Origin of the sequence: Methylomonas rosea (assembly GCF_024505055.1) — a bacterium.
Classification (GTDB): Bacteria; Pseudomonadota; Gammaproteobacteria; order Methylococcales; family Methylomonadaceae; genus Methylomonas; species Methylomonas rosea.
The window spans coordinates 57,948-78,797 of record NZ_JANIBL010000011.1 but is presented as its reverse complement, the minus strand read 5'-3'; the positions used below and the strand labels follow the sequence as shown (position 1 = coordinate 78,797).

Annotated in this window: 14 protein-coding genes; 6 read left to right on the top strand and 8 right to left on the bottom strand. The window is 51.9% G+C overall.

Features of this window, described 5'->3' with window-relative positions:
* Positions 1 to 10: 10 nt before the first annotated feature.
* The 3 genes from NP589_RS05395 to NP589_RS05385 form a co-directional block, all read right to left on the bottom strand.
* Positions 11 to 949: a cation diffusion facilitator family transporter gene (locus tag NP589_RS05395; protein ID WP_256606070.1), complete on the bottom strand. Its 939-nt coding sequence runs from the start codon at positions 947 to 949 to the stop codon at positions 11 to 13.
* Positions 950 to 1,188: 239 nt separating this feature from the next.
* Positions 1,189 to 2,661: a porin gene (locus NP589_RS05390; RefSeq protein WP_256606069.1), complete on the bottom strand. Its 1,473-nt coding sequence runs from the start codon at positions 2,659 to 2,661 to the stop codon at positions 1,189 to 1,191.
* Between the two features lie 436 nt (positions 2,662 to 3,097).
* Complete coding sequence (locus NP589_RS05385; protein ID WP_256606068.1) at positions 3,098 to 3,949, bottom strand: HDOD domain-containing protein; 852 nt, start codon at positions 3,947 to 3,949, stop codon at positions 3,098 to 3,100.
* A 180-nt stretch (positions 3,950 to 4,129) separates the two neighbouring features.
* Here NP589_RS05385 and NP589_RS05380 point away from each other — a divergent pair, with 180 nt between their 5' ends.
* Together NP589_RS05380 and NP589_RS05375 are read left to right on the top strand one after the other, a co-directional pair.
* Complete coding sequence (locus NP589_RS05380) at positions 4,130 to 5,965, top strand: GGDEF and EAL domain-containing protein (protein ID WP_256606067.1); 1,836 nt, start codon at positions 4,130 to 4,132, stop codon at positions 5,963 to 5,965.
* A 150-nt stretch (positions 5,966 to 6,115) separates the two neighbouring features.
* Positions 6,116 to 6,604 carry a hypothetical protein gene (locus NP589_RS05375; RefSeq protein ID WP_256606066.1) on the top strand — a complete coding sequence of 163 codons (489 nt, stop codon included), beginning with the start codon at positions 6,116 to 6,118 and terminating at the stop codon, positions 6,602 to 6,604.
* Between the two features lie 60 nt (positions 6,605 to 6,664).
* Here the strand turns inward: NP589_RS05375 and NP589_RS05370 are convergent, their stop codons facing one another.
* Together NP589_RS05370 and NP589_RS05365 are read right to left on the bottom strand one after the other, a co-directional pair.
* On the bottom strand, positions 6,665 to 8,005 hold the full coding sequence (locus NP589_RS05370; RefSeq protein ID WP_256606065.1) for a sigma-54-dependent transcriptional regulator: 1,341 nt from the start codon (positions 8,003 to 8,005) through the stop codon (positions 6,665 to 6,667).
* A complete protein-coding gene (locus NP589_RS05365; RefSeq protein WP_504137418.1) occupies positions 8,002 to 9,627 on the bottom strand; it encodes a sensor histidine kinase in 1,626 nt (541 codons plus the stop codon). Before NP589_RS05365 ends, NP589_RS05370 begins: the two co-directional genes overlap by 4 nt.
* Before the next feature lie 98 nt (positions 9,628 to 9,725).
* Between NP589_RS05365 and sucC the strand changes: the two genes are divergently transcribed.
* The 4 genes from sucC to NP589_RS05345 are packed head-to-tail and all read left to right on the top strand — an operon-like array spanning position 9,726 to position 14,538.
* Positions 9,726 to 10,895 carry an ADP-forming succinate--CoA ligase subunit beta gene (gene sucC, locus NP589_RS05360; protein WP_256606063.1) on the top strand — a complete coding sequence of 390 codons (1,170 nt, stop codon included), beginning with the start codon at positions 9,726 to 9,728 and terminating at the stop codon, positions 10,893 to 10,895.
* Complete coding sequence (gene sucD / locus NP589_RS05355; RefSeq protein ID WP_256606062.1) at positions 10,892 to 11,767, top strand: succinate--CoA ligase subunit alpha; 876 nt, start codon at positions 10,892 to 10,894, stop codon at positions 11,765 to 11,767. The genes sucC and sucD overlap by 4 nt, the downstream gene beginning before the upstream one ends.
* Entirely contained in the window at positions 11,767 to 13,413 is a 1,647-nt protein-coding gene (locus tag NP589_RS05350; protein WP_256606061.1) for an NAD+ synthase, read from the top strand. Before sucD ends, NP589_RS05350 begins: the two co-directional genes overlap by 1 nt.
* Positions 13,414 to 13,416: 3 nt before the next feature.
* Positions 13,417 to 14,538: a hypothetical protein gene (locus NP589_RS05345; protein ID WP_256606060.1), complete on the top strand. Its 1,122-nt coding sequence runs from the start codon at positions 13,417 to 13,419 to the stop codon at positions 14,536 to 14,538.
* A gap of 79 nt (positions 14,539 to 14,617) precedes the next feature.
* On the opposite strand, the gene NP589_RS05340 is transcribed toward NP589_RS05345, so the two are convergent.
* The 3 genes from NP589_RS05340 to NP589_RS05330 all read right to left on the bottom strand — a co-directional run bounded on the left by NP589_RS05340 (position 14,618) and on the right by NP589_RS05330 (position 20,710).
* Positions 14,618 to 18,094 carry a PPi-type phosphoenolpyruvate carboxykinase family protein gene (locus tag NP589_RS05340; protein ID WP_256606059.1) on the bottom strand — a complete coding sequence of 1,159 codons (3,477 nt, stop codon included), beginning with the start codon at positions 18,092 to 18,094 and terminating at the stop codon, positions 14,618 to 14,620.
* Between the two features lie 200 nt (positions 18,095 to 18,294).
* Positions 18,295 to 19,251, bottom strand: a complete 957-nt coding sequence (locus NP589_RS05335; protein ID WP_256606058.1) for an alpha-E domain-containing protein — start codon at positions 19,249 to 19,251, stop codon at positions 18,295 to 18,297.
* Between the two features lies 1 nt (position 19,252).
* Positions 19,253 to 20,710 (bottom strand): circularly permuted type 2 ATP-grasp protein, encoded by a 1,458-nt coding sequence (locus tag NP589_RS05330; protein ID WP_256606057.1) that lies wholly within the window; start codon positions 20,708 to 20,710, stop codon positions 19,253 to 19,255.
* Positions 20,711 to 20,850: the final 140 nt, after the last annotated feature.

Genomic DNA, 20,850 nt, shown 5'->3' with positions numbered 1-20,850 from the left:
CCTGCCAAGCTCAATGCTCCCAAGAGGCCACATCTTCGATAGGTTCAAGATGGGTGTCGATATCGATATTGTCGAACTTGTCCTTGATCTGCCCTTCTATCGTTTCCAACAAATCATGGCCCTGCTGCACCGTCCAACCACCCGGCACCAGCACATGTACTGACATGAAACGCCTGGCGCCGGCGTAACGAGTCCGTAACGCATGATAGGCAATGCCGTCGCCAGCCACATGCTGCTCCAGCACCGCCACAATTTCAGCGATTTCCGCCGGCGATAGCGCCGCATCCAATAAGCCTTCCACCGTCCGGCGAATCAATTGCAAGCCGGCCCAAACGATATGTAAAGCCACTCCTATCGCAATAATCGGGTCGAGTATTTCCCAGCCGTTCAGCCCCAATTGTCTGGCAAACGCCAAACTGGGCTCGAAACGGTTTGCCACCGAGATAATGGCGATGCCGACCAAAATCCCGACCGTCGTCCAGACATCGGTCATCAGATGCTTACCATCGGCCTCCAGCGTAATCGACTGTCGACGCCGGCCGACGCCAATCAAAATTCGGGCAACTGTCAAATTGATCAATGAAGCGAACACCGAAACCGCAATACCTAGATCAAGTTGATGCAGCGCCAGCGGGTTCCATAATCGCTCCCAGGCCGCATAGCCGATACTGAAAGCCGCCAACAGAATCATGATCCCTTCCGCACCGCTCGAAAAATATTCGACTTTTTCGTGACCGTAGGCATGGGTGTCGTCCGGCGGCCGCGCCGAAATAGTCAGCACCACCAGCATGATGATCGCCGCCACCAAATTGATCAGCGACTCCAGTGCATCGGACAGCAAACCCACTGAGCCGGTCAACCAATAGGCGTAGCTTTTTAGCGCGATAGTGCTGACTGCCGCAGCAATAGATAGCCAACCGTAACGGGCTAGGGATTGTTGTTCACTCATAACTTTCGGAGTTTTTTGATAGGCCGGACAGTCTAGCAGACTGCTTGCTTCAACACTCACCTTGTGCGGATTTATTCGCGCCATGCGGCGATTATTCTGTTGAAACTGCAAGTGTACGCGAAGCGCAATCACTGAAAATACAGCGACACAAAAAACGCCCCGTTCCGCAAGAAACGAGGCGTTTATTTTGAAACCAGAAATTGTTTTGGAGCGCGGAGAATCCCACGCTCCACTAACAATTAATAGTTGAACTGCAACTGGGTGCGAATCAAGTCGCCGCTAGCTTGTTGCAAGAATCCAGCCGCCGTTGTTTGCGTTTGAATTTGAGTACGATTCATTGTTGCATAAGCCACAGTCAACTCCAATGCCTTGTTAATTTGATACTCGACACCGGCTTCGACCTCATCCACGTTGACTCTTGGAGCATTGGCGACACCCTTCCAGGCACCATCATAGGTTTGCCATTTGACATAAGGCATCATGCTGCCTTTAGTACCGAATACGTTATCGATCTTATACATGGCTTGTACATAGCCACCTTCCAGATTTTGTCTTTCAATTCGATTGGCAGATGGATTAAGAGTAGGACCCGCACCCCAATTCCATTCCGCTTGCAAACCAAAAGGTTGCGGGAACAACACGGCATGAACTCCAACCCTATCTTCGCTATTGTCTCTTGCAGTCGGCGTTCCCGATCCAAACCTGCTGGTATAAGCGCTTGTGGACCGGTTAAATCTTCCTGACATCGCATCCGCACCCACTTCAACGACTTGTCCACGCAAGCCCATGAAACCTAAGTCAAACGGATAAGTCGAATGAGCGACTAAATATAAGTTATCGTTAGCTTCAGCTTTGTTTACGCCTTGACCGTTATAAACACCCAAGCCCAAGACGCCGTAATCACCCGAGGTTTTCAGATTTTTCTTGGCTAAATCTTTCCAAAGTTTTTGCACATCGCTAGGTGACCAATAAGCAAACAACCCCAGATCACGTTCACTAGGTACCGCGCTGTTCAGCGCGTCGTCACGGTCCAGCGTCAGGCGGTTTTGCGAAGATTGCAGGTTTTCCCAACCAAACGGTACTTTGGATTGACCGGCACGAATCCGATATTCGTGTGCTTTGTCGAACGCCAAGTCGGCATAGGCATCGCGCAATTGCGCAAAGTGTAAATCGCCGTTGGTGGTGGCGAAATCCGGCTGCAGATACAAGGAGATATACTCATTAATGTCGCCGGAGAACACCAAGCGCACCCGGCGTAATGAGAAACCTTGATTGTTACCGATCGAGCCATCGCCCACCGATTTCAATTCCGGCTCGCCAGCTGTTCTATCGCCGGATAATGCTTGGTTATAGCGCAATTGGGTATAGCCTCGGACATTGATTTTGTTAAACCATTTTTCGTCGTTCTTAGCCTTGTCTTCGCGCTGCGCAACGATATGCTCGTCAAGTGCTTTCAGTTCGTTGGTTTTCAGTTCGAGATCCTGCTTGATTTTGTCGATCTCAGCTTTTTGTGTTTGATTGTCGGCTTCAACTTTTTTAGCAACCGTATCTTCGACTTTTTCAAATGAACCCAACTTGGTGCGACCCGGACCCGGTTCGGCAAAAATCTGCTTGGTTTTTGCATCAACATACAAATCCAGCGCCATCGCCTCAGCGCAGATACCCGAGCCAATAACCGCAGCCATTGCCAGGCTCAGCTTAGAAAGTCTCATCAAATTTCTCCAATAATTATATAAATCAATGCGTTAACCCAAAGATCATGGCGACCTGAGAGCTTGTGCGCATTGTATGGAGGCAATGTGACAACTTTATGACAAAACGAATTTAATTGGCCTATCCGTTGTTTTTTTACGACAAAAACCGCATTCGAGACAAGTCGATAGCCTATCGCGGGCTAGATGATGGGGTGCTCGAGCTAGCATCCTGTCACCTTTCAGCAACAGATATTCCGAGAATGGTAAGAGTACGAACGGGCTGGTCACTGCCGTGAGCTTAATGGCTGGGCCATCTCTTCTCCCTCCGTATCCATTGGGCATATAGGCGAAGGTTAGGATGAGGGGATCATAAAGCCTTTGCTTTTATATTCTCCTCACCCCAACCCTCTCCGGCAGGAGAGGGAGCTTTTTCCTTAACTTAATGACAGTGGGCTTAGACGGTGGGATAGAACAATTTAAAAATGACTTCGAATTCGTCGCTGATTTTATCGAGGATGAAACTGATTTGTTCGGGCGTCAGATTCAAAGCATTGACGGCGTGGGCATCGTAGGGATTTTCGATTCGACTCAAGCAGTTAGCCAGCCTGACCATGGCAGCCAAATCGGAGTAAGGCCCAATTAGATCCGGAAAGCAATGCAAGCGAATACTTTCCACAATAACGTCCGGTAACATCCATTGTTTGCACAACTCGGCACCGGCCTGAAAGTGGTCGAAGCCGATCACATTTTGCTCTATCGTCACCTCGTCGTCCACGGCAAGCGGGGTTTGCGACTGCAAAAGCAAGTCAACTTCCCGAGCCAGTACCGGAATCCGCCGGTAAAACACCAATTGACCGATATTATGGACCAAGCCGCACAGGAACGCGGTGTCGGCATAGTGCTTGCCGAAATGAATATCCAACTCGCGTGCAATCAACGCGCAGCGCAAATTTCTGGCCCAAAAATCGTGGATGGAGAAATGTTGTCCGGGTAAATCGGAAAAGCGTTCGACAATCAAGGTACCCAGCACCAGATTCTGCAACTCACGGGTACCAATCAAGGTGATGGCTTTGGAAATCGAACTGATTTGAGACGGAAAGCCATAAAAAGCACTGTTAACTATCCTCAGTAGCTTTACCGCCAATGCCGCATCGGCTTCGATCACAACAGCCGCGTCCTTCGCGGTCTTGTTCGGATCTTCGACTATTTTTTTCAACAAAAAATAGGCGTTCGGCGGCGAGGCGAGTTGTAAATCACCTCTCAGCAAATCGGCTACGGTCAATGTGGATGGTGAGTAAGCTATCATCAATAATTCTAAAAAATTAAATTTACACCTATACTGAAAACCAATAGCATAGAAATAGCATTAAAGGCTGCGCTTAAACCTAGACCAATTATATGAAAATACAAGCTTATTAAATGCCGTCACCCTCCTAACCATATGCTTACAGCTCCCGATTTTATGCCAATACCTGGATGGTATTAGATGATTGCCAATGACGTGCTCAAAGAAAAACTTATTGTCGTTGCGGAGCATAATGAAGTCTCTGCTCAAAAAATCGTTTCCACATTAAAAGCCACGGGCTTTACCGAAATTCGCGTAGCTGAAAATGGCGAGCAAATTTACGAGATTCTGAAGCCTTACGCCGACCAACCCGATAGGATCGGCTTGATCGTGCTGAACGCAACGCTGCCGCTTTGCCAAGCTCGGGAGATGTGTCAAAGTTTATCCAGCGCCAACTCGGTATCGGTCATCCCGGTGGTGATTCTGAACGACGACAGCTTCGCCTGCGACCTCGACCGCTGTCAGCCGCAACACGACAATTGTCTGACTTATAAAATCAACACGCCGGTCAACACTCAGGAATTGATACTTGCCGTAAAGTTTTTACTGAGCCTGAAACAGGAACGCCAATTGCGGCACCGTCAGGAAGAACAACTGATCAATGAACTGGCCGCAAAAAACGTTATCGATGCCAAACTCAAATTTCTGGTTGCGCACGACGAATTAACCGGCTTATTCAATCGCAGCAGCTTCGAACGTCAGCTGAGACTGGTACTAAATCACAGCAATAAAGCGCAAAAAGACGGGTCTTTATTATTCATCGATGTGGACCGCTTCAGCCTGATTAACGAACTGGAAGGCTTTGAAGTGGGTGATCGTTTACTGGTCGAAATGGCTATTCTGGTCCGAAAACTATTACCGGCCGGCAGTTTGTTCGCCCGTATCGGTGCCGACGAGTTTTGTTTGTTCCTGGAAAACAAAACCAAAAAGCAGGCGCAGATTCTCGCTGAAACCATCAAAACCACTGTGGACAATTTCCGTTTTTTTACCGGCGAAGTGTCTTATAGCGCCTCGGTTTCCATCGGCATTGCCACGCTGGACAATACGGTTTCTGCATTCCATCCGGGCGAAATGATTTTGCATGCGCGCCAAGCCTGCAATTATGCAAAAAGCACCGGCAGAGACAAAATTTACATTTATAACAGCGAGGATCTGATCGTCAAGGAAAGGCGCCGGGACATCTATTGGGTGCCGCTGATTCGCAAAGCCTTGCGAGACAATCAGTTATTCCTGGTGTTCCAACCTGTCGTGCAGTTGTCCGACGGCAACGTCTCACATTACGAAGCGTTGTTGCGCATGCGCGGCGAAGGCAATGAGATCATTACACCGGATCAGTTTATTCCGGTGGCGGAAAGAACCGGCTTGATTCACGCGATAGACCTTTGGGTCGTTGAAAATGCCATCGACTTTTTGGCGGCTCTACCCACCTACATGTCTTACATTTCCCTGGCCGTGAACCTATCCAGCACAGCGTTTCAATATCCGGATTTACTATCCACAATTAAGGATAAACTGGAAATGACCTGGATTGACGCCAACCGTTTAACCTTCGAAATCACTGAAACAGCGGCCGTGGACAATTTTGAAAAAACCCGGCATATGATTAACAAAATCAGAGCCTTGGGTTGCAAATTCGCGTTGGACGATTTCGGTGCCGGCTTTTGTTCTTTCAACTATCTAAAAACCTTTCCGGTCGATTACGTGAAAATCGACGGTCAATTCATCAGAAACCTGCTCGACAACGAAACCGACCAAATACTTGTCAAATCCATGGTCGAAATCGCTTCAAAACTCGGCAAGAAAACCATCGCCGAATTCGTCGAATCGGCTGGCACGGCGATGAAGCTGAAGGAAATCGGCGTCAATTTCGGCCAGGGCTATGCTTTCGGCAAACCCCAGCAGAATCTACTGGAGGGTCATAAAGTGTCGCTGGGCCTTATGTTGGGTAGTAACCAGGCGGCCACCTTAATCACCTGAAGCGGTTTAAACACAATCCGCGAGCCTTTTGCCAAATAGGGTATTAGTTTACCGACTTGAGTAGCTCTGGTATATTCGCCCGCGGTGTTTAAAACGTGTCATCACATTGTTCTGAATCTTAATAAATAAAACAAACAAAGGGGAAGGGTTATGGCTGAATTGCTTTTTATAGCGACGACTATTTTTGTGGCTTATGTAGTATTTGTAGTAATGGGCGGCAAGAAAGAAAAACCGGAAACAACTAAACCCGAGCCCGCCAAGCCGGAAGTGACTAAACCGGCAATCCAAGCGGAACAGGCACCGCCTCCTCCCGCAGCCGAAAAATCCACCGCAAAACCCGCTCCAGCCAAAGCCGCCACACCCAAACCCGCCGCCACCAAAGCCAGTAAATCCGCCCCGGCCAAAAAAGCCGCCGCAGCTTCTCCAACACCCGCTGTCGATAGCCTGAAAAACCCAAGCACAGGTGAAGTTTCCAAAGTTCCAGCCAGCTATGCCTTTGCCAAACGCTGGATCAAAGATGCATTGGTAGAAGAAGGCCTGTTGGACAAGGTGTATAAAAACAACGAACTGGACGACGCCGCAAACGCCAAAATCCAAGCAGCGCTGCAACAACTGAAAGGCATGAGCAAGTATCAATAGGGATACTGCGAGTTATTTAGGCGAGTAGCAGGCTCCTACTCGCTTACAATCGATTTTTTGTTATTCCAGACCCAACTTTTTCAAGCGATACCGTAGCGACCGAAAACTTAGGCCCAAGTATTTAGCGGTAGCGGTTTTGTTCCAACGATTTTCCTCCAGCGCGGCACTCAAGGCTTTTTTCTCTATGTCTTCGAGATATGTTTCCAGCGACATTTTCTCGGCATCGAAATCTTCGACAGCAGCCAACTCCATCCCCAGCGGCAGGTTCAGATCGTCGACTTCGATGACGCCGCCATCGTGCAAGGCCAGCGCCCGCTCCAGTATATTTTCCAGCTCCCGGACATTGCCGGGGAAATAGTAGTGCTTTAACGCGTTCAGCGCCGAGTCGGTCAGCTTGGGTAAAGCCATGCCGTTAGCGTTGGCCAATCCCGCCAATAAGTGCTCGGTAAGCTGAGGAATATCGGCAGGCCGGGCGCGCAAGGGCGGCAAACTCAGTTCGATGACATTGATCCGATAATACAAGTCTTGTCTGAAACTGCCTTCCTGGACCATTTTGGCCAAATCCTTGTGCGTTGCACTTAATAAGCGCACATCGACGGCGACTTCGCGCTGCTCGCCAACCGGACGGACTTTTTTCTCCTGAATCGCCCGCAACAATTTGACTTGCAGCGGCAAAGGTAAATCAGCCACTTCGTCCAAAAACAAGGTACCGCCGTCTGCCGCCTGAAACAAACCTTGCTTGTCGGCTACCGCGCCGGTGAAACTGCCTTTTTTATGGCCGAAGAATTCGCTTTCCATTAACTCGGGAGGGATCGCCCCACAGTTGATCGCAATAAACGGCTTATCGCCGCGCGGGCTTTGCTGGTGTATCAATCTGGCCACCAACTCCTTCCCCGAACCGGACTCGCCGCTGATATAAACCGGCGCCTGATTGCGAGCCACCTTGTCGATCTTCGAGCGAATAGCGCACATCAGCGCCGATTCGCCGAGCAAGATATCGCGGGTGCGCCGCTCTTTGTCGGAAACCCGGGTCAGCGAAGCTTGCAACGCATGACTGACCAGCTGCCGCAATACCGCCAGATCGACGGGCTTGGACAGGAAGTCAAAGGCACCTTTTTTCATGGCTTTGATTGCAATATCCATGCTGCCATGCGCGGTAATCACCGCCACCGGCAACTGCAAACCGGCCAATTGAATGTGATCGACCAATTCCAACCCATCACCGTCCGGTAATTTCATATCGGTAAGACACAAATCAAACACCTCGCCGGCCAGTAACTGTTTGGCCTCGGCCAAATTGGCCGCGCAACGGGTTTGAATGTGCATCCGGTTTAGGGTTATTTCAAGTAATTCTCTGATGTCGGGTTCATCGTCGACAACCAGTGTGACAGGCATATTCATATTTCAATGACGGCGTGATCGGCATTCGCCAGCAACAAGGTAAAACAAGGTTTTCCGGGATCAGCCGCGTAGCTCAATTCCGCTTGATTCAGTTCAGCCAACTCCCTGGAAATATACAAGCCTAAACCGGTACCTTGGTGAGAGGTGGTAAAAAACGGTTCGAACAAATGCTGCCGATGCTCTGCGGCAATTCCCGCGCCATTATCGATAATTTTTATACACGGCGCATCCTGCAGCAGAGACACTTCAAGCACAATCGGCCCGCACTCCGGTCTGCCGTATTGCAAGGCATTGGCGCAAAGATTGTCGAGGATTTGCTTCAAGTGGCCGCTATCGATACAGGCATTCAAGCTTTGCGCTTTAAAAATCAATTTAAAACACTCCGCCCGCTCACCCAGGTTTAATTTCTGTTCGTTAACGTAGGCCGGCAACCACTGGTCCAAAGCAATTTTTTGTTTCTGCGACGGGTTGCGCCGAGACAGCTTAAGGATGTCCTCGATGATGCTGTTTACCCGCTGACAATGGTGCTGGATGATTTCCGTCAAACGCAGTTCTTGCACATCCAAGTCCGGCGCTTCCGATAACAACTGTCCGGCATGACTAATTGCGCTGAGCGGATTGCGAATTTCATGAGCGATACTGGCGGTCAATCGGCCTAGAGACGCCAGCTTGCTCTGCTGCAGGCGTTGGTTATATAGAGCAATGTCCTCGAAAATCAGCATATATAAGGCTTCGTCATCCATACTCAACTCGGAAAATCGCACTTGCACTTCGTTACGATTGGCTAATTGGATAATCGCAAAATCCTGGTCCCGATTGGCGCGCCACAACTCAAAAGCCAGCCTCAGTTCCGGCGCTACCTCGGCCAGCTCCTCCGGATGCAACACCAAGCCCAGCAAACGCAACGCCGATTGATTGGAAAGCTGAGTGACCTGCCGGTCATCGACGATCATAATGCCTGATTGCAAATGCTGGATAATGTAGCGATTAAGGCTCTCCAGCCTGGCGATGGTCTGCTCGTGCCGTCTGGCCAAAACCGCCGATTGTTCGGCGCGCTGCGCCAATATTACCGACAAAAACGCTATCGAAAAAAATGATACGCCAAGCATGCCGGCGTAGGTCAAGGTGGTATTTTCGAAGGCATGCGTTTCTATCGCATACACCTCTTCAGCAAGAATGGCCAGACTAGCCAAGGCTGCAAACAGCATCGCGCAGCGCCCGCCTATCAATAAGCCACCCGCCGCTATGGAGATAGCCAGCAAGATCCCAATGCCGCTGCCAATGCCGCCGCTGGCATGCATCAGCAAGGTAATGAAGACAATATCGGTAAAAATAAATAACTGTGCCAGACTGGCATAAGCCCAACGCGGTCGAAATGCGATAGGTGCGGCAAACAGCGAAATCCCCAGATAGGCAATACTGGTGAACTGGTACAATGACGCGTCGTAGGAACCCAATAACGACGGCCCGAACCGCAAATAAAACAGCATCACAAACAAGCTGGCGGTGATGAACCGATAGAGGGCAAAAATCTTCAACATCAACCATGCTTGCCGAACGGGAATGCCGTACCCTTTGGAAAAAGGGCAGGGATAAATAGTATCGACCGATGAAGAAAGCATTGCCCGTATTTTTTATGCAGAGTTAGTTAGAATGTTTGTAAGTTCAATCATAGCACCAACTTGAGACGCCGCGATTTAAGCCATCCATGGAGCACTAAATGAATATTCACGAATACCAGGCGAAACAACTCTTCAAAGAGTTTGCCATCCCTGCGCCGCAAGGTGCCGTGGCGACAACGCCCGAACAAGCGCAACAAGCCGCTCAAACATTGAGCAGTCCTGCGTGGGTAGTTAAAGCCCAAATCCATGCTGGCGCCAGAGGTAAAGCCGGCGGGGTGAAGGTCGCCCGGAATCTGGATGAAGTGAAGGATTTCAGCGCGGCAATGCTGGGCACTCGTTTGGTCACGCATCAAACCGATGCCGCCGGCCTGCCGGTCAATAGCGTTTGGGTAGAAGAAGCCTCGGCAATCAACCAAGAATATTATTTGAGCCTGTTACTGGATCGGGAAAGCGAACGACTGATATTTATCGCCTCAGCCGCCGGCGGCATGGACATAGAAGCGGTGGCCGCCGAGACGCCGGAGAAAATCGTCCGCGTGCCGGTGCATCCCGCTGCGGGACTGCAACCTTATCAATGCCGGCAAGTTGCAGCCGCGCTGGGACTGGGCAAGGACCAGCAAAGCCAGCTGCAAACCATCATGACCGGCCTGTATCAACTGTTTTTGGCCAAGGATGCCAGCCAAATCGAAATTAACCCGCTCATCCAGACCGATGACGGCAAACTGGTAGCCCTGGACGGCAAAATCAATTTCGACGACAACGCCATCGCCTTGCACCCGGATATCGCGGCAATGCGCGATGCTTCGCAGGAAGACGCCAAGGAAGCGGAAGCCAAGCAATTTGACCTTAACTACATCACACTGGACGGCAATATCGGCTGCATGGTCAACGGCGCCGGCCTGGCAATGGCGACGATGGACATGGTCAAACTTAAAGGCGGCGCGCCGGCCAACTTCCTGGATGTGGGCGGCGGCACCAATAAAGACAAGGTGAAAGCCGCTTTTAAATTGATTTTATCCGACGGCACCACCAAAGCAGTGTTGGTGAATATTTTCGGCGGCATCGTCAAATGCGATGTGATTGCTGCCGGCATCCTGGCCGCAGTAGAGGAAATGCATTTGACCATACCGGTGGTGGTGCGTTTGGAAGGAACAAATGTTGAGCAAGGGCTGGCTATGTTGAAAGACTCGGGCTTGGGACTATACGCGGCGGAGGATTTGAACAGCGCAGCCGAACAGGCAGTTAAATTAGCGGAGGGCGTCGCATGAGCATCTTGATCGACAAACATACAAAAGTCATTTGCCAAGGCTTCACCGGCAAACAAGGTACTTTTCACTCCGAACAAGCGGTGGCCTACGGCACGCAGCTGGTTGGCGGCGTCACACCGGGGCGCGGCGGCTCCAAACATCTGGATTTGCCGGTCTTCGACACCGTCGAACAGGCTGTGAAATCTACCGGCGCTACCGCAACGATGATCTATGTACCGCCGTTTTTCGCCGCTGACGCGATCCTGGAAGCGGTCGATGCCGGCATCGAACTGATTATCTGCATCACCGAAGGGATTCCGGTGCTGCAAATGCTAAAAGTTAAAGCGGCGATGCAAGGCACCAGCTCATTGCTAGTCGGCCCCAACTGCCCCGGCGTGATTACGCCTGGGCAATGCAAGATCGGCATCATGCCCGGCCATATCCATCTGCCCGGTAAAATCGGCATCGTTTCCCGCTCAGGCACGCTGACTTATGAAGCGGTGCATCAAACCACCCGCGAAGGCTTGGGGCAAAGCACCTGCGTCGGCATCGGCGGCGACCCGATCCACGGCATGAATTTCATCGACGTGCTGAGTCGCTTCCAGGATGACCCGGACACCCATGGCATCGTGATGGTCGGTGAAATCGGTGGCAGCGACGAAGAACAAGCTGCGGACTTTATCAAATCCCACGTCAGCAAGCCGGTGGTGGGTTACATCGCCGGCCAAACCGCACCGCCAGGTAAACGCATGGGCCATGCAGGTGCGATTGTCACCGGCGGCGCGGGCACCGCGGCAGGTAAAATCGCGGCGATGCAAGCGGCCGGCGTCAGCATGGTCAGTTCGCCTTCGGATATTGGGGTAGCGATGCGGGATTGTTTTTCCAAAAAATAATGTCGATAAAAATAGCTCTAGCCCAACTGAACTTAACAGTTGCCGATATTCAAACCAACACCGGTAAAATCCTGGCTGCCGCCGAACAAGCCAAACAGCGGCAGGCCGACCTGGTCGTATTCCCGGAGCTATGCGTTACCGGCTATCCGCCGGAAGACTTGCTGTTTCGATCCGATTTTATTCAACAAGCGCAACAAGCCGTTGCCGAAATTGCCAAGAAGGTAGCCGGCATAACCGTTGTAATCGGCTATCCCCGGCAACAGGATGGCCGGCTTTACAATACCGCCGTGGCATTACGCGATGGCGAAACGCTCGCTGAGTATGACAAACAGGCATTGCCCAACTACGGCGTATTCGACGAACAGCGTTACTTTACCGCCGGCGAACACACCTGCTTGTTTACTGTTAAAGACACCCGGTTAGCATTGACGATTTGCGAAGACATCTGGCAACCCGGCATCATTACCAAAAATCGCGCTGCCGGCGCAGACATCATTCTGACCCTGAACGCCTCGCCGTTTCATGCCGGCAAGATGCAGCAACGCGAGGATATTATTTGTTCGCAAATAAAAGCCGAGCAGGTGCCGCTGGTCTACGTCAATCAAATCGGCGGCCAGGACGAATTGATTTTCGACGGTGCATCGTTTGTCGCTGATCGTAACGGCGACGTAGTATTCCGTGCAGCCGAATTCGCAGAACAACTGAGCGTAGTGGAGTTCGTCAATCAGCAGCCGCAAAAATCCGGTATCGCCGACTTGTATCAACCGGTGGTTAGCGAATACAAAGCACTGGTGTTGGGCATTCAAGACTACGTCCGTAAAAACGGCTTCCGTGGCGCCATTCTCGGTTTGTCCGGCGGTATCGATTCCGCGCTGGTGCTGGCCTTGGCGGTCGATGCGCTTGGCGCCGATCAAGTCGAAGCGGTGCTGATGCCTTCACGCTATACCCAGGACATGAGCAACGAGGACGCAATTCTGGAAGCCGAAGCGCTAGGCGTCAAATATCACGTGCTGCCCATCGAGCCGGCGGTGACTGCATTTAACGAAATGCTGGCTCCGCTGTTTGCAGGCAGTAAGAAGGACACTACCGAAGAAAACATCCAGGCCCGCTGCCGTGGCGTGTTGTTGATGGCACTTTCCAATAAACAAGGCAAACTGTTGCTGACAACGGGTAATAAAAGCGAAATGAGCGTGGGCTATGCCACACTTTACGGCGATATGGCCGGCGGCTTTGCGCCGCTGAAAGACGTGTCCAAATTGCTGGTCTATCAATTAGCCAAATACCGTAATACGCTGTCGCCAGTCATTCCGCAACGTGTCATCACCCGTGCACCGTCGGCGGAATTGGCGCCGGACCAAAAAGACGAAGACTCCCTGCCACCCTATTCAATGCTGGATCCGATCCTGGCATTGTATGTCGAACAGGATAAATCAGCCGCCGAAATCGTGGCGCAAGGCTTCACGGTTACTGATGTGCACAGGGCTATTTCCCTGGTTGATAGAAACGAATACAAACGCCGGCAATCGCCGCCCGGCATCCGCATCACGCCCAGAGCCTTTGGCCGTGACCGCCGCTACCCTATTTCATCCGCATATCGCGGCACGGCCGCGCTTAATCAACCTGCGCCCGACAACGTTAAGGAGTAAATCATGTCAAAAATGCGTGCCCTGTTACTTACTACCGGCTTGCTGCTGACAGCACAGACCGGTATTGCCCGCGAAATTAATATTCCGGTGCCAATGGAGTACGGCTTAATCAAAAGTGTGCTGGTTAGCGAGCTTTACGACGGCCCCAATGAATCGGTAAGAGCCTGGAAAGACGGCAAGCAATGCAGCTTTCTGGATCTGGACCATCCGCAAATCAGCGGCGAGCAAGGCCAAGTCAAAATTCAGAACAATGTGCAAGCCCGAGTCGGCACCGCGCTGGGCGGCAAATGCATGACCTTGATCGAATGGTCAGGCATATTGCAAACCTTGCAACAACCGACATTGGATGCCTCCGGCAATGTACTTAGTTTCCCGGTCACCCAATTGAATGCGTTTGATCGCAACGGCCAGCCGTTGAATATTGCTCAATTGCAATCCTTGATCAAAAAAGCCGCGGAGCCCAAGCTGGCCGCCCTGAAAATCGACTTAAACCAATCCCGCCCGGACATTACGAAAACCCTGCTACCCTTCATAGCCGCCGAAGATAGCGAAGAGTTGCACGACACCATCAACAGCCTGCGCTTCAATCAGGTCAAAGCCGACGATAAAGGTATTTTAATCAACGTGGGTTACACCGCTACCAACCAAAATGCCGGCGGCTTAAAAGCAGCCCCGGCCTTGAACGAAACGGAATTGAAACAATGGCGCAGCCTCTGGCAAGGCTGGCAAGCATCGTTGGAAAAAAATATCGAGAAAGCACCTATCAATACCGACGCGGACGCTAGCCGAGCGACCTTGCGCGACGTATTGCAAAAAGCCGGCGTCGCCTTTGAACAAGGTCTAACTGCGGAATATGTCGCGGAAAACGATCCGGTACGCAAGTTCTTCAACAGCTCTTGGGACGTACTCGCCCCGCTGCTACGCGACGCGTCCACCCAGTTGCCGGGCAATGGCAGCCTACGCTATGTGACGCTGATTGCCGCGACTGACTTGATGTACGAGCTGGAATCGATAGGCTCGCCGCTTGGGCTGGAGGTATCGTCCAACGGTTTGCGCAAACTGGCCCGTTCGCTGATCGCCCACGAAAATCCCAAAGTCAAAACCAAAGCCAAACGCAAAGGTTAAATCGACAAACCGCGCTACAGCATAAAAAGGGATGCCGACTGCGAGGCCGGCATCCCTTATTTTTTAAGTATCGGACGGCTTAAGCGGCACCTGATGCATAAGGTCCCAATGGATCGGCTCCCAATGTACCCACCAGGGACTGCAAATAATCCGGCGAGGCTAGTTCCACCAGTTTCTGTTGGGCCTGGCGATGCCGCTCAACCAACTTCAACTCGTCGATCAAGGTTTGGTGACTGCTTTCTTGCAAGAACCCGCCCAAATAATCGACGTGCCTCTGCCATAAGGCAATATCGCGCTGCTGCTTGATATGTAGCCGTTCCCGATACCAATCCGACGCTAATAAGTAATCGCGGGTAAACATGGCCCGAATCTCCGGATGATGCGCATCCTTACCCTGATAATGACCGTCGGCCATGATATGCAGCAAGGCATACAACGGCGGACAGGCATCTTCTATACTGCCGTCTTCGAGGTACTGCTGCGCGACGCGCTGCTGGGTTTCAACGATATTGTTTATACCGTCTACAAACACCTCCAGATCCTGGCGCTCCGGTTGCAAAATCTCGTCGGTAAACACCGCATACGGATTGTCGAAGATCTTGCCCATCAAGCCATGCACGAAATGACTGGTGATCCGATAACCCAAACGGCTGGCCAAGACGATTTGCCCGTTGTGCTCAAAATCTGTTAGCGGTTCCAGATAGCCATGCTCCAACAGAAATGCCGGGTGACGCTCTTCCCGCGACAGCCGCGCCCAGATTTCCGGAATCAATAAACTGATATCGTGATCGACGCGGGTATCCGGACCGATAAACCCGGCCGAGCTGGAAAAACCCGGGTAACCGGTCAAAATGAACGATACCAGCGCATTGTTCAAATCCGCAGTGCCACGCAGCGCGTTGAACGGCCCCTTGGTCAGCGCACCTTCACTGCCGGCGCCCGTGGTAGATGGTGACTTACCGGTCAAGGAACAGACAAAGTCCATGAACAATTCCGGTAACTCTTGATAATGAATCGGGTTGTAAACCGCCAGCGCGCGGATGCCAGGCTCGGGAGGATTATTGCGACGGCCGGTCAATACCGCATCCACCGGATGGCAGAGAGGTTGATTGAGCGGAATCTTGCGATGCAAACGTGCACCCAGCTCGGCCACATATTTGCGTAAGGGCTTGACCACGTCGACGCGGGTTTCCAGGTAGCGCGGATTTTTCGACGGCTTGCCGTTCACCAGACGCGGATGCGCGGAACATACGACAAAGCCCCTTCCAGCCTGGTAAGCATCAGTTAACAGCTTTTGCATCGGCGCGGTGAATTTGGAAAAAGTCATCACATCTTCCACAATCGCCGACAACTGCTGATGATCCAAAGGCTCGAAATTGGCCATGAAATTGCCCGGCGCGGACATATTCAATTCGGTCTGTTTATCGTAACCGGGAATAATCGCATCGTCCGGGCGCTGGAACAGCCGGTATTCGCAGTTGCTGACCAGTTTCAGGCTCGTTTCATAACCCTCATCCGGCAGCCAGGCGCGCACCGCCTCGGTCGGCACCACAACCGAGGCGCTGATATCGTCTTCCATCTGCACTTTCTCGCAGGCGATATAGTCTTGCCGCACCTTGAAAGTCCGCCAGCCGCCGTCCAAATCAAAACCTACCCGTAAATAAGTCGCGACGATCTTACGTTGATTCAGTTTCAGCTCGTGTCCTGGAGCCCCGTCGATCACGTCCACCGATAAATTGTCCCGCCAGTTATCGCCCCATTCCGGCCGATAAAAACGTTTGATCAAAAACACCAAGGCCAGGATACTGGGTGGAATGGAGCGCAGCCAGTCGTTGAATTCCGGCTTATGATTGGGCGAAGGCGTCAACAACTTGATCACCGAACCCAAGCTGCGTTCGGCACTGAGCACGGTCCGGCTGGGGCCTCGGTCTTCACGCTCGAAACCTGGCAGGAAGCGTCCTGTATAGTCTTTATCGAAAATCGCCTGCACCCGGTCCAGATCGTGCTGCAAATCGTCTACGAACAGCGGTCCGTAAATTGCCGCGTCCTCGATGGATTTGGAAATCTCCGATTTGCCGCCGCCCGACACCGTACAAGGTTTGTGGCAAAAAGTGCCTTCCGCGACGGTGCCGATCAAACGCCAGGATGGCGCGCCGGGATGCTTGCACATCTCGATTTTATAGCCGTTAGGCTGCACGTAGATTTTGCCCGGTTGCAAGCGAATGCTATGACTTTGGCCGTTGCGGAGCCAGGTAATTTTCTGGGTCGCCAAACTCATCCGCAAATCCTGCGGTACGTAGATAATTTCCGGAAAATGCCTGTCTACGGCATAGCCTTCCGGCTGCACATCCATGATCGCGCCGTAGTGATAGGTCATCTCGTCGAAATCGTAGCCCGGTTCGCGGGTCAAACTACCGATACCGAACTCGTCGCCGTGATTGACGCGGCGAAACGCCAATGCGCCGCCGGCATGTTCCTCTTCCGCCAAGCCGAATAAATTGGCGGCATAGCTGATCTGGGTTTTAACTTCCTTCTTGCAATAGCCGTAATAATTATCGGCCAAGATGGTAACAATCACGCCGCTGCCGTCGCGGGCGGTCAGTTTAAACGCCTGGCCTTCGTTATATAGTTCTTCCGGATCTTGCCAGCACATGCCGTCGGCACGCTGGCGTTCACTGGCTTCGTCCCAATGAGGCAAACCCAGCTGTTTTTTGGTGAGCTTGGTTAAATGCGGCGCCAGAATCACGCAGCCGCTATGGCCGGACCAATGCTCGACATCCAGGGCCGCATCGCATTCCGGCAAGGCCGGATTACCGCCATTGCCGAAGATACTCTCGACAAAATCCAGATTGCTGACCAGATTACCAGGCGCAAAGAAACGAATTTCCATGGATTTTTCAGCGGCAACGCCAGGAATTTCCGGACAGACCACCGGCCGCATCAATAATGACGCAAACATCCGCGCCGGTTTGGCTTGGTGGGCGGTAAACGGCAGCACCATCAAATCGTCGGGCGGATTTAAAGCCTCACCCAGCATCAAAGCAAAAGTCAGCTTGGGTACTTGTTTTTTGTCGCCAGGCACCGGCAAACCGCCCTCGGCAACATGAAACGAGCCTTGCGTGGTACGCCTGTCGCTGGCCGGATTATGCAAAATGCCTTGCTTGACCCGGAAACTGGAAACGATTTCGGAGCGAAATTCGTCTTCGCCCAAAGGCAAAGATAATTCGCGCGCAACGCCATGCTTGTCCAGCTCGAACGTCATGGTCGGCAAACTGGGGATTTTGGCAAAGCCCAGATCCGCGCAATAGCGCTCCAGGAAATCTTGAATGCGTCTATCGGCAGGATAAAGAGAGGAACCGGCCAGCAACCGGCTTTTTTCCAGGTAGCTGTTCAGTAAGTCCTGGGCGGTATCCATAAACTGCGCCGACCCTGTATCGATACACGTCGGCTGTCCGCACGAAGCCAGTTTCAGATTGATATAAAGATGTAACTGTTGCTTTACAGCTTGTTCGTCTTGCCCCACCGGCCCCAGACCCAGCGCCCTTAGCTTATCCATAACCCTCCCCCTTTAGTTTTAGAAAACGATGCTTCCATGATATAGCAAACTTGGGGTTTGGGTCAGCAGCAATCCAAGTTGCGCCCCCTCGATCAAGCTTGCTTCCGCTCAACAATGCTGGTTTGCAGCCCTACAGACAATCTGAATCCCGAATAGCAAACAAGGGCATAAAAGGTGAAAATCTTCCTGTGAGCATAGTGTCAATTTTTCTCCAGCTCGTCCTCACCGAGATTATTTAAAAACCACATTGCCGCGATTTGCTTGTGTAAATCGTCGAACTTAGCTTGCAAACCGTCCAGCACCTGATGCAATTGCTGCGGCGTAGCCTGCTTAATATCAATGGCCAGTACCTGTTGTTCCAACTGCTCCAGCTGCGGGAATAGTTCGACGGCATTAGGCAAGCGCTTGATACATTGGGTAATCTCTTCGAGACAATGCAGCACGGCCCTGGGGAAGTCGGGGTTTTTTAACAGATAATTCAGAACGTCTTCGCCTTTGATTCGATTGCGGACGTGCTTGCGATACATCAATACCGCACTCAACGACTTCAAGACGTTGATCCACAAGATGGTTTCGTATTCACGCATCTTGGTACTGCGATTTTCCGCCAGCAGCACGGTACCAAAGTCCATGATCCGGCTGGTCATATCGGCGCGTTCCAGATTGCGGCCGATACAGATAAAGCGGGCGCTGTCGCTGCTGCTCATCGCCCCGGCCATAAAGCCGGTAAAACGCTGGCAACCGGCCATGATTTCCTGCAAAAACAAGGCCCGCCCCCGGCGATTGGACAGGCTATCCAGATTGTTATTGGCGTACAGATACATCTCGTTGACTTGCTGCCAGGCTTCGTCCGGCATCAACTCGCGGCTGGTGCGAATGTTTTCGCGGGCAAACGACAAGGACGCCAGCAAGGAACCGGAATTGCTCATGTCTGCCAGTAAAAACCGCGTGGTATTCTGCTCGCTGGGGTTTTTAAAGCGTTGGTAAAACGCCTCTTCCACGCCGCAAATATTCAGCAAATTGCGCCAGCCCAGCTCCACGCCATACGGTAAGTCGTAGATCAGATGCATCGTGGCACTGATCAGGCGGGCGGTGTTTTCGGTGCGCTCCAGGTAACGGGCCATCCAGTACAAACGTTCGGCGGATCGCGATAACATCTTATTGCTCCCTGTTGATAATCCAAGTGTCTTTACTGCCGCCGCCCTGCGAAGAGTTCACGACCAACGAACCGGCCCGCAGCGCCACTCGTGTCAGACCACCGGCGGTGACGAAGCTGTTTTCGCCTTGCAAAATAAAGGGGCGTAGATCAATGTGCCGCGGCTCCAATTTCTCTCCGCACAATGTCGGACAGGTGGATAAGGCCAGGGTCGGCTGAGCAATGTAATTACGCGGATTTTCCTGGATTAGCTTGTGGAACTGTTTGATTTCCTTTTGCGTGGCATGCGGACCAACCAACATGCCGTACCCCCCGGATTCATTGGCCGGCTTTACCACCAGCTCCGGCAAATGCGCCAGCACATAGGCACATTGCTTCGGGTCGCTGCATAAGTAGGTCGGCACGTTGGGCAGAATTGGCTCTTCGTTTAAATAGTAACGAATCATTTCCGGCACATAGGCATACACCACCTTGTCGTCGGCCACGCCGGCACCGGGCGCATTCGCCAGTGCCACGTTGCCGGCCTTCCAGGCCCGCATCAAGCCTTTGACACCCAATACCGAATCTTTATGAAATACCTCAGGGTCCAGAAATAGATCGTCTATACGCCGGTAAATTACATCGACTTTTTCCAAGCCTTTGATGGTACGCATATAAACGCAATCGTCGTCGTCCTTGACCAACAAATCGCCCCCTTCCACCAGTTCCGCACCCATCTGCTGCGCCAGGAACGCATGTTCGAAATAGGCCGAGTTATAAATGCCTGGAGTTAATACCGCGATTTGCGGCGTGTCGTCCGCGTTAGGCGCCAATGAAGCCAACATTTCGAACAACTGGGTTGGATAATCGTCGACCGGCAAGATATTCAGATTTTCCAGCAACTCCGGAAAAATCCGCTTAGTAATCACCCGATTTTCGATCACGTACGATACGCCCGAGGGTACGCGCAGATTATCTTCCAGCACATAAAGTTTTCCGTCTCCGGCCCGCACCAAGTCGCTACCGCAGATATTCGCCCAGCTACCGAATTTGGGCTGCATGCCTAAGCATTCCTTGCGAAAGTTGCTGGAGCTGTTGATCAATTCCGCCGGGACTAGGCCGTCCTTGATAATCTGCTGCTGGTTATAGACATCATTTATAAAGCAATTCAAGGCTTTCAAACGCTGTTTCAGGCCCGTTTCCACCATTTGCCATTCCTGAAAATCGATCAGGCGCGGAATGATGTCGAACGGCCAGGCCCGGTCAATATTGCCCTCGTCGCTGTAGACGGTAAAGGTGATACCCATCTCCATGATGGCCGCTTCCGCCGCCGACAGCCGGCCTTTAATGGCGTCCATGCCCAAAGATTGTAAGTATTGACTCAAACTGGCGCAGGCATCGCGTGGCTTGCCGCCCGCAGCGATCATCTCGTCGTAAGCCTTATCGGCGCTGTAATCCGCCCAAATTGTTGGTGTAACCATGCTGTATACATCCGTGAACGTTGCTTTTATGGTGCGAGTCCGCGCAGAGTTGGTGCAAAAACTGCCGCACCATTTCAACGCAAACCGGTTCTAATGCGTTAATTGAAATAAAGCAATAGCAGTGCCAAGTTGTGAACAAT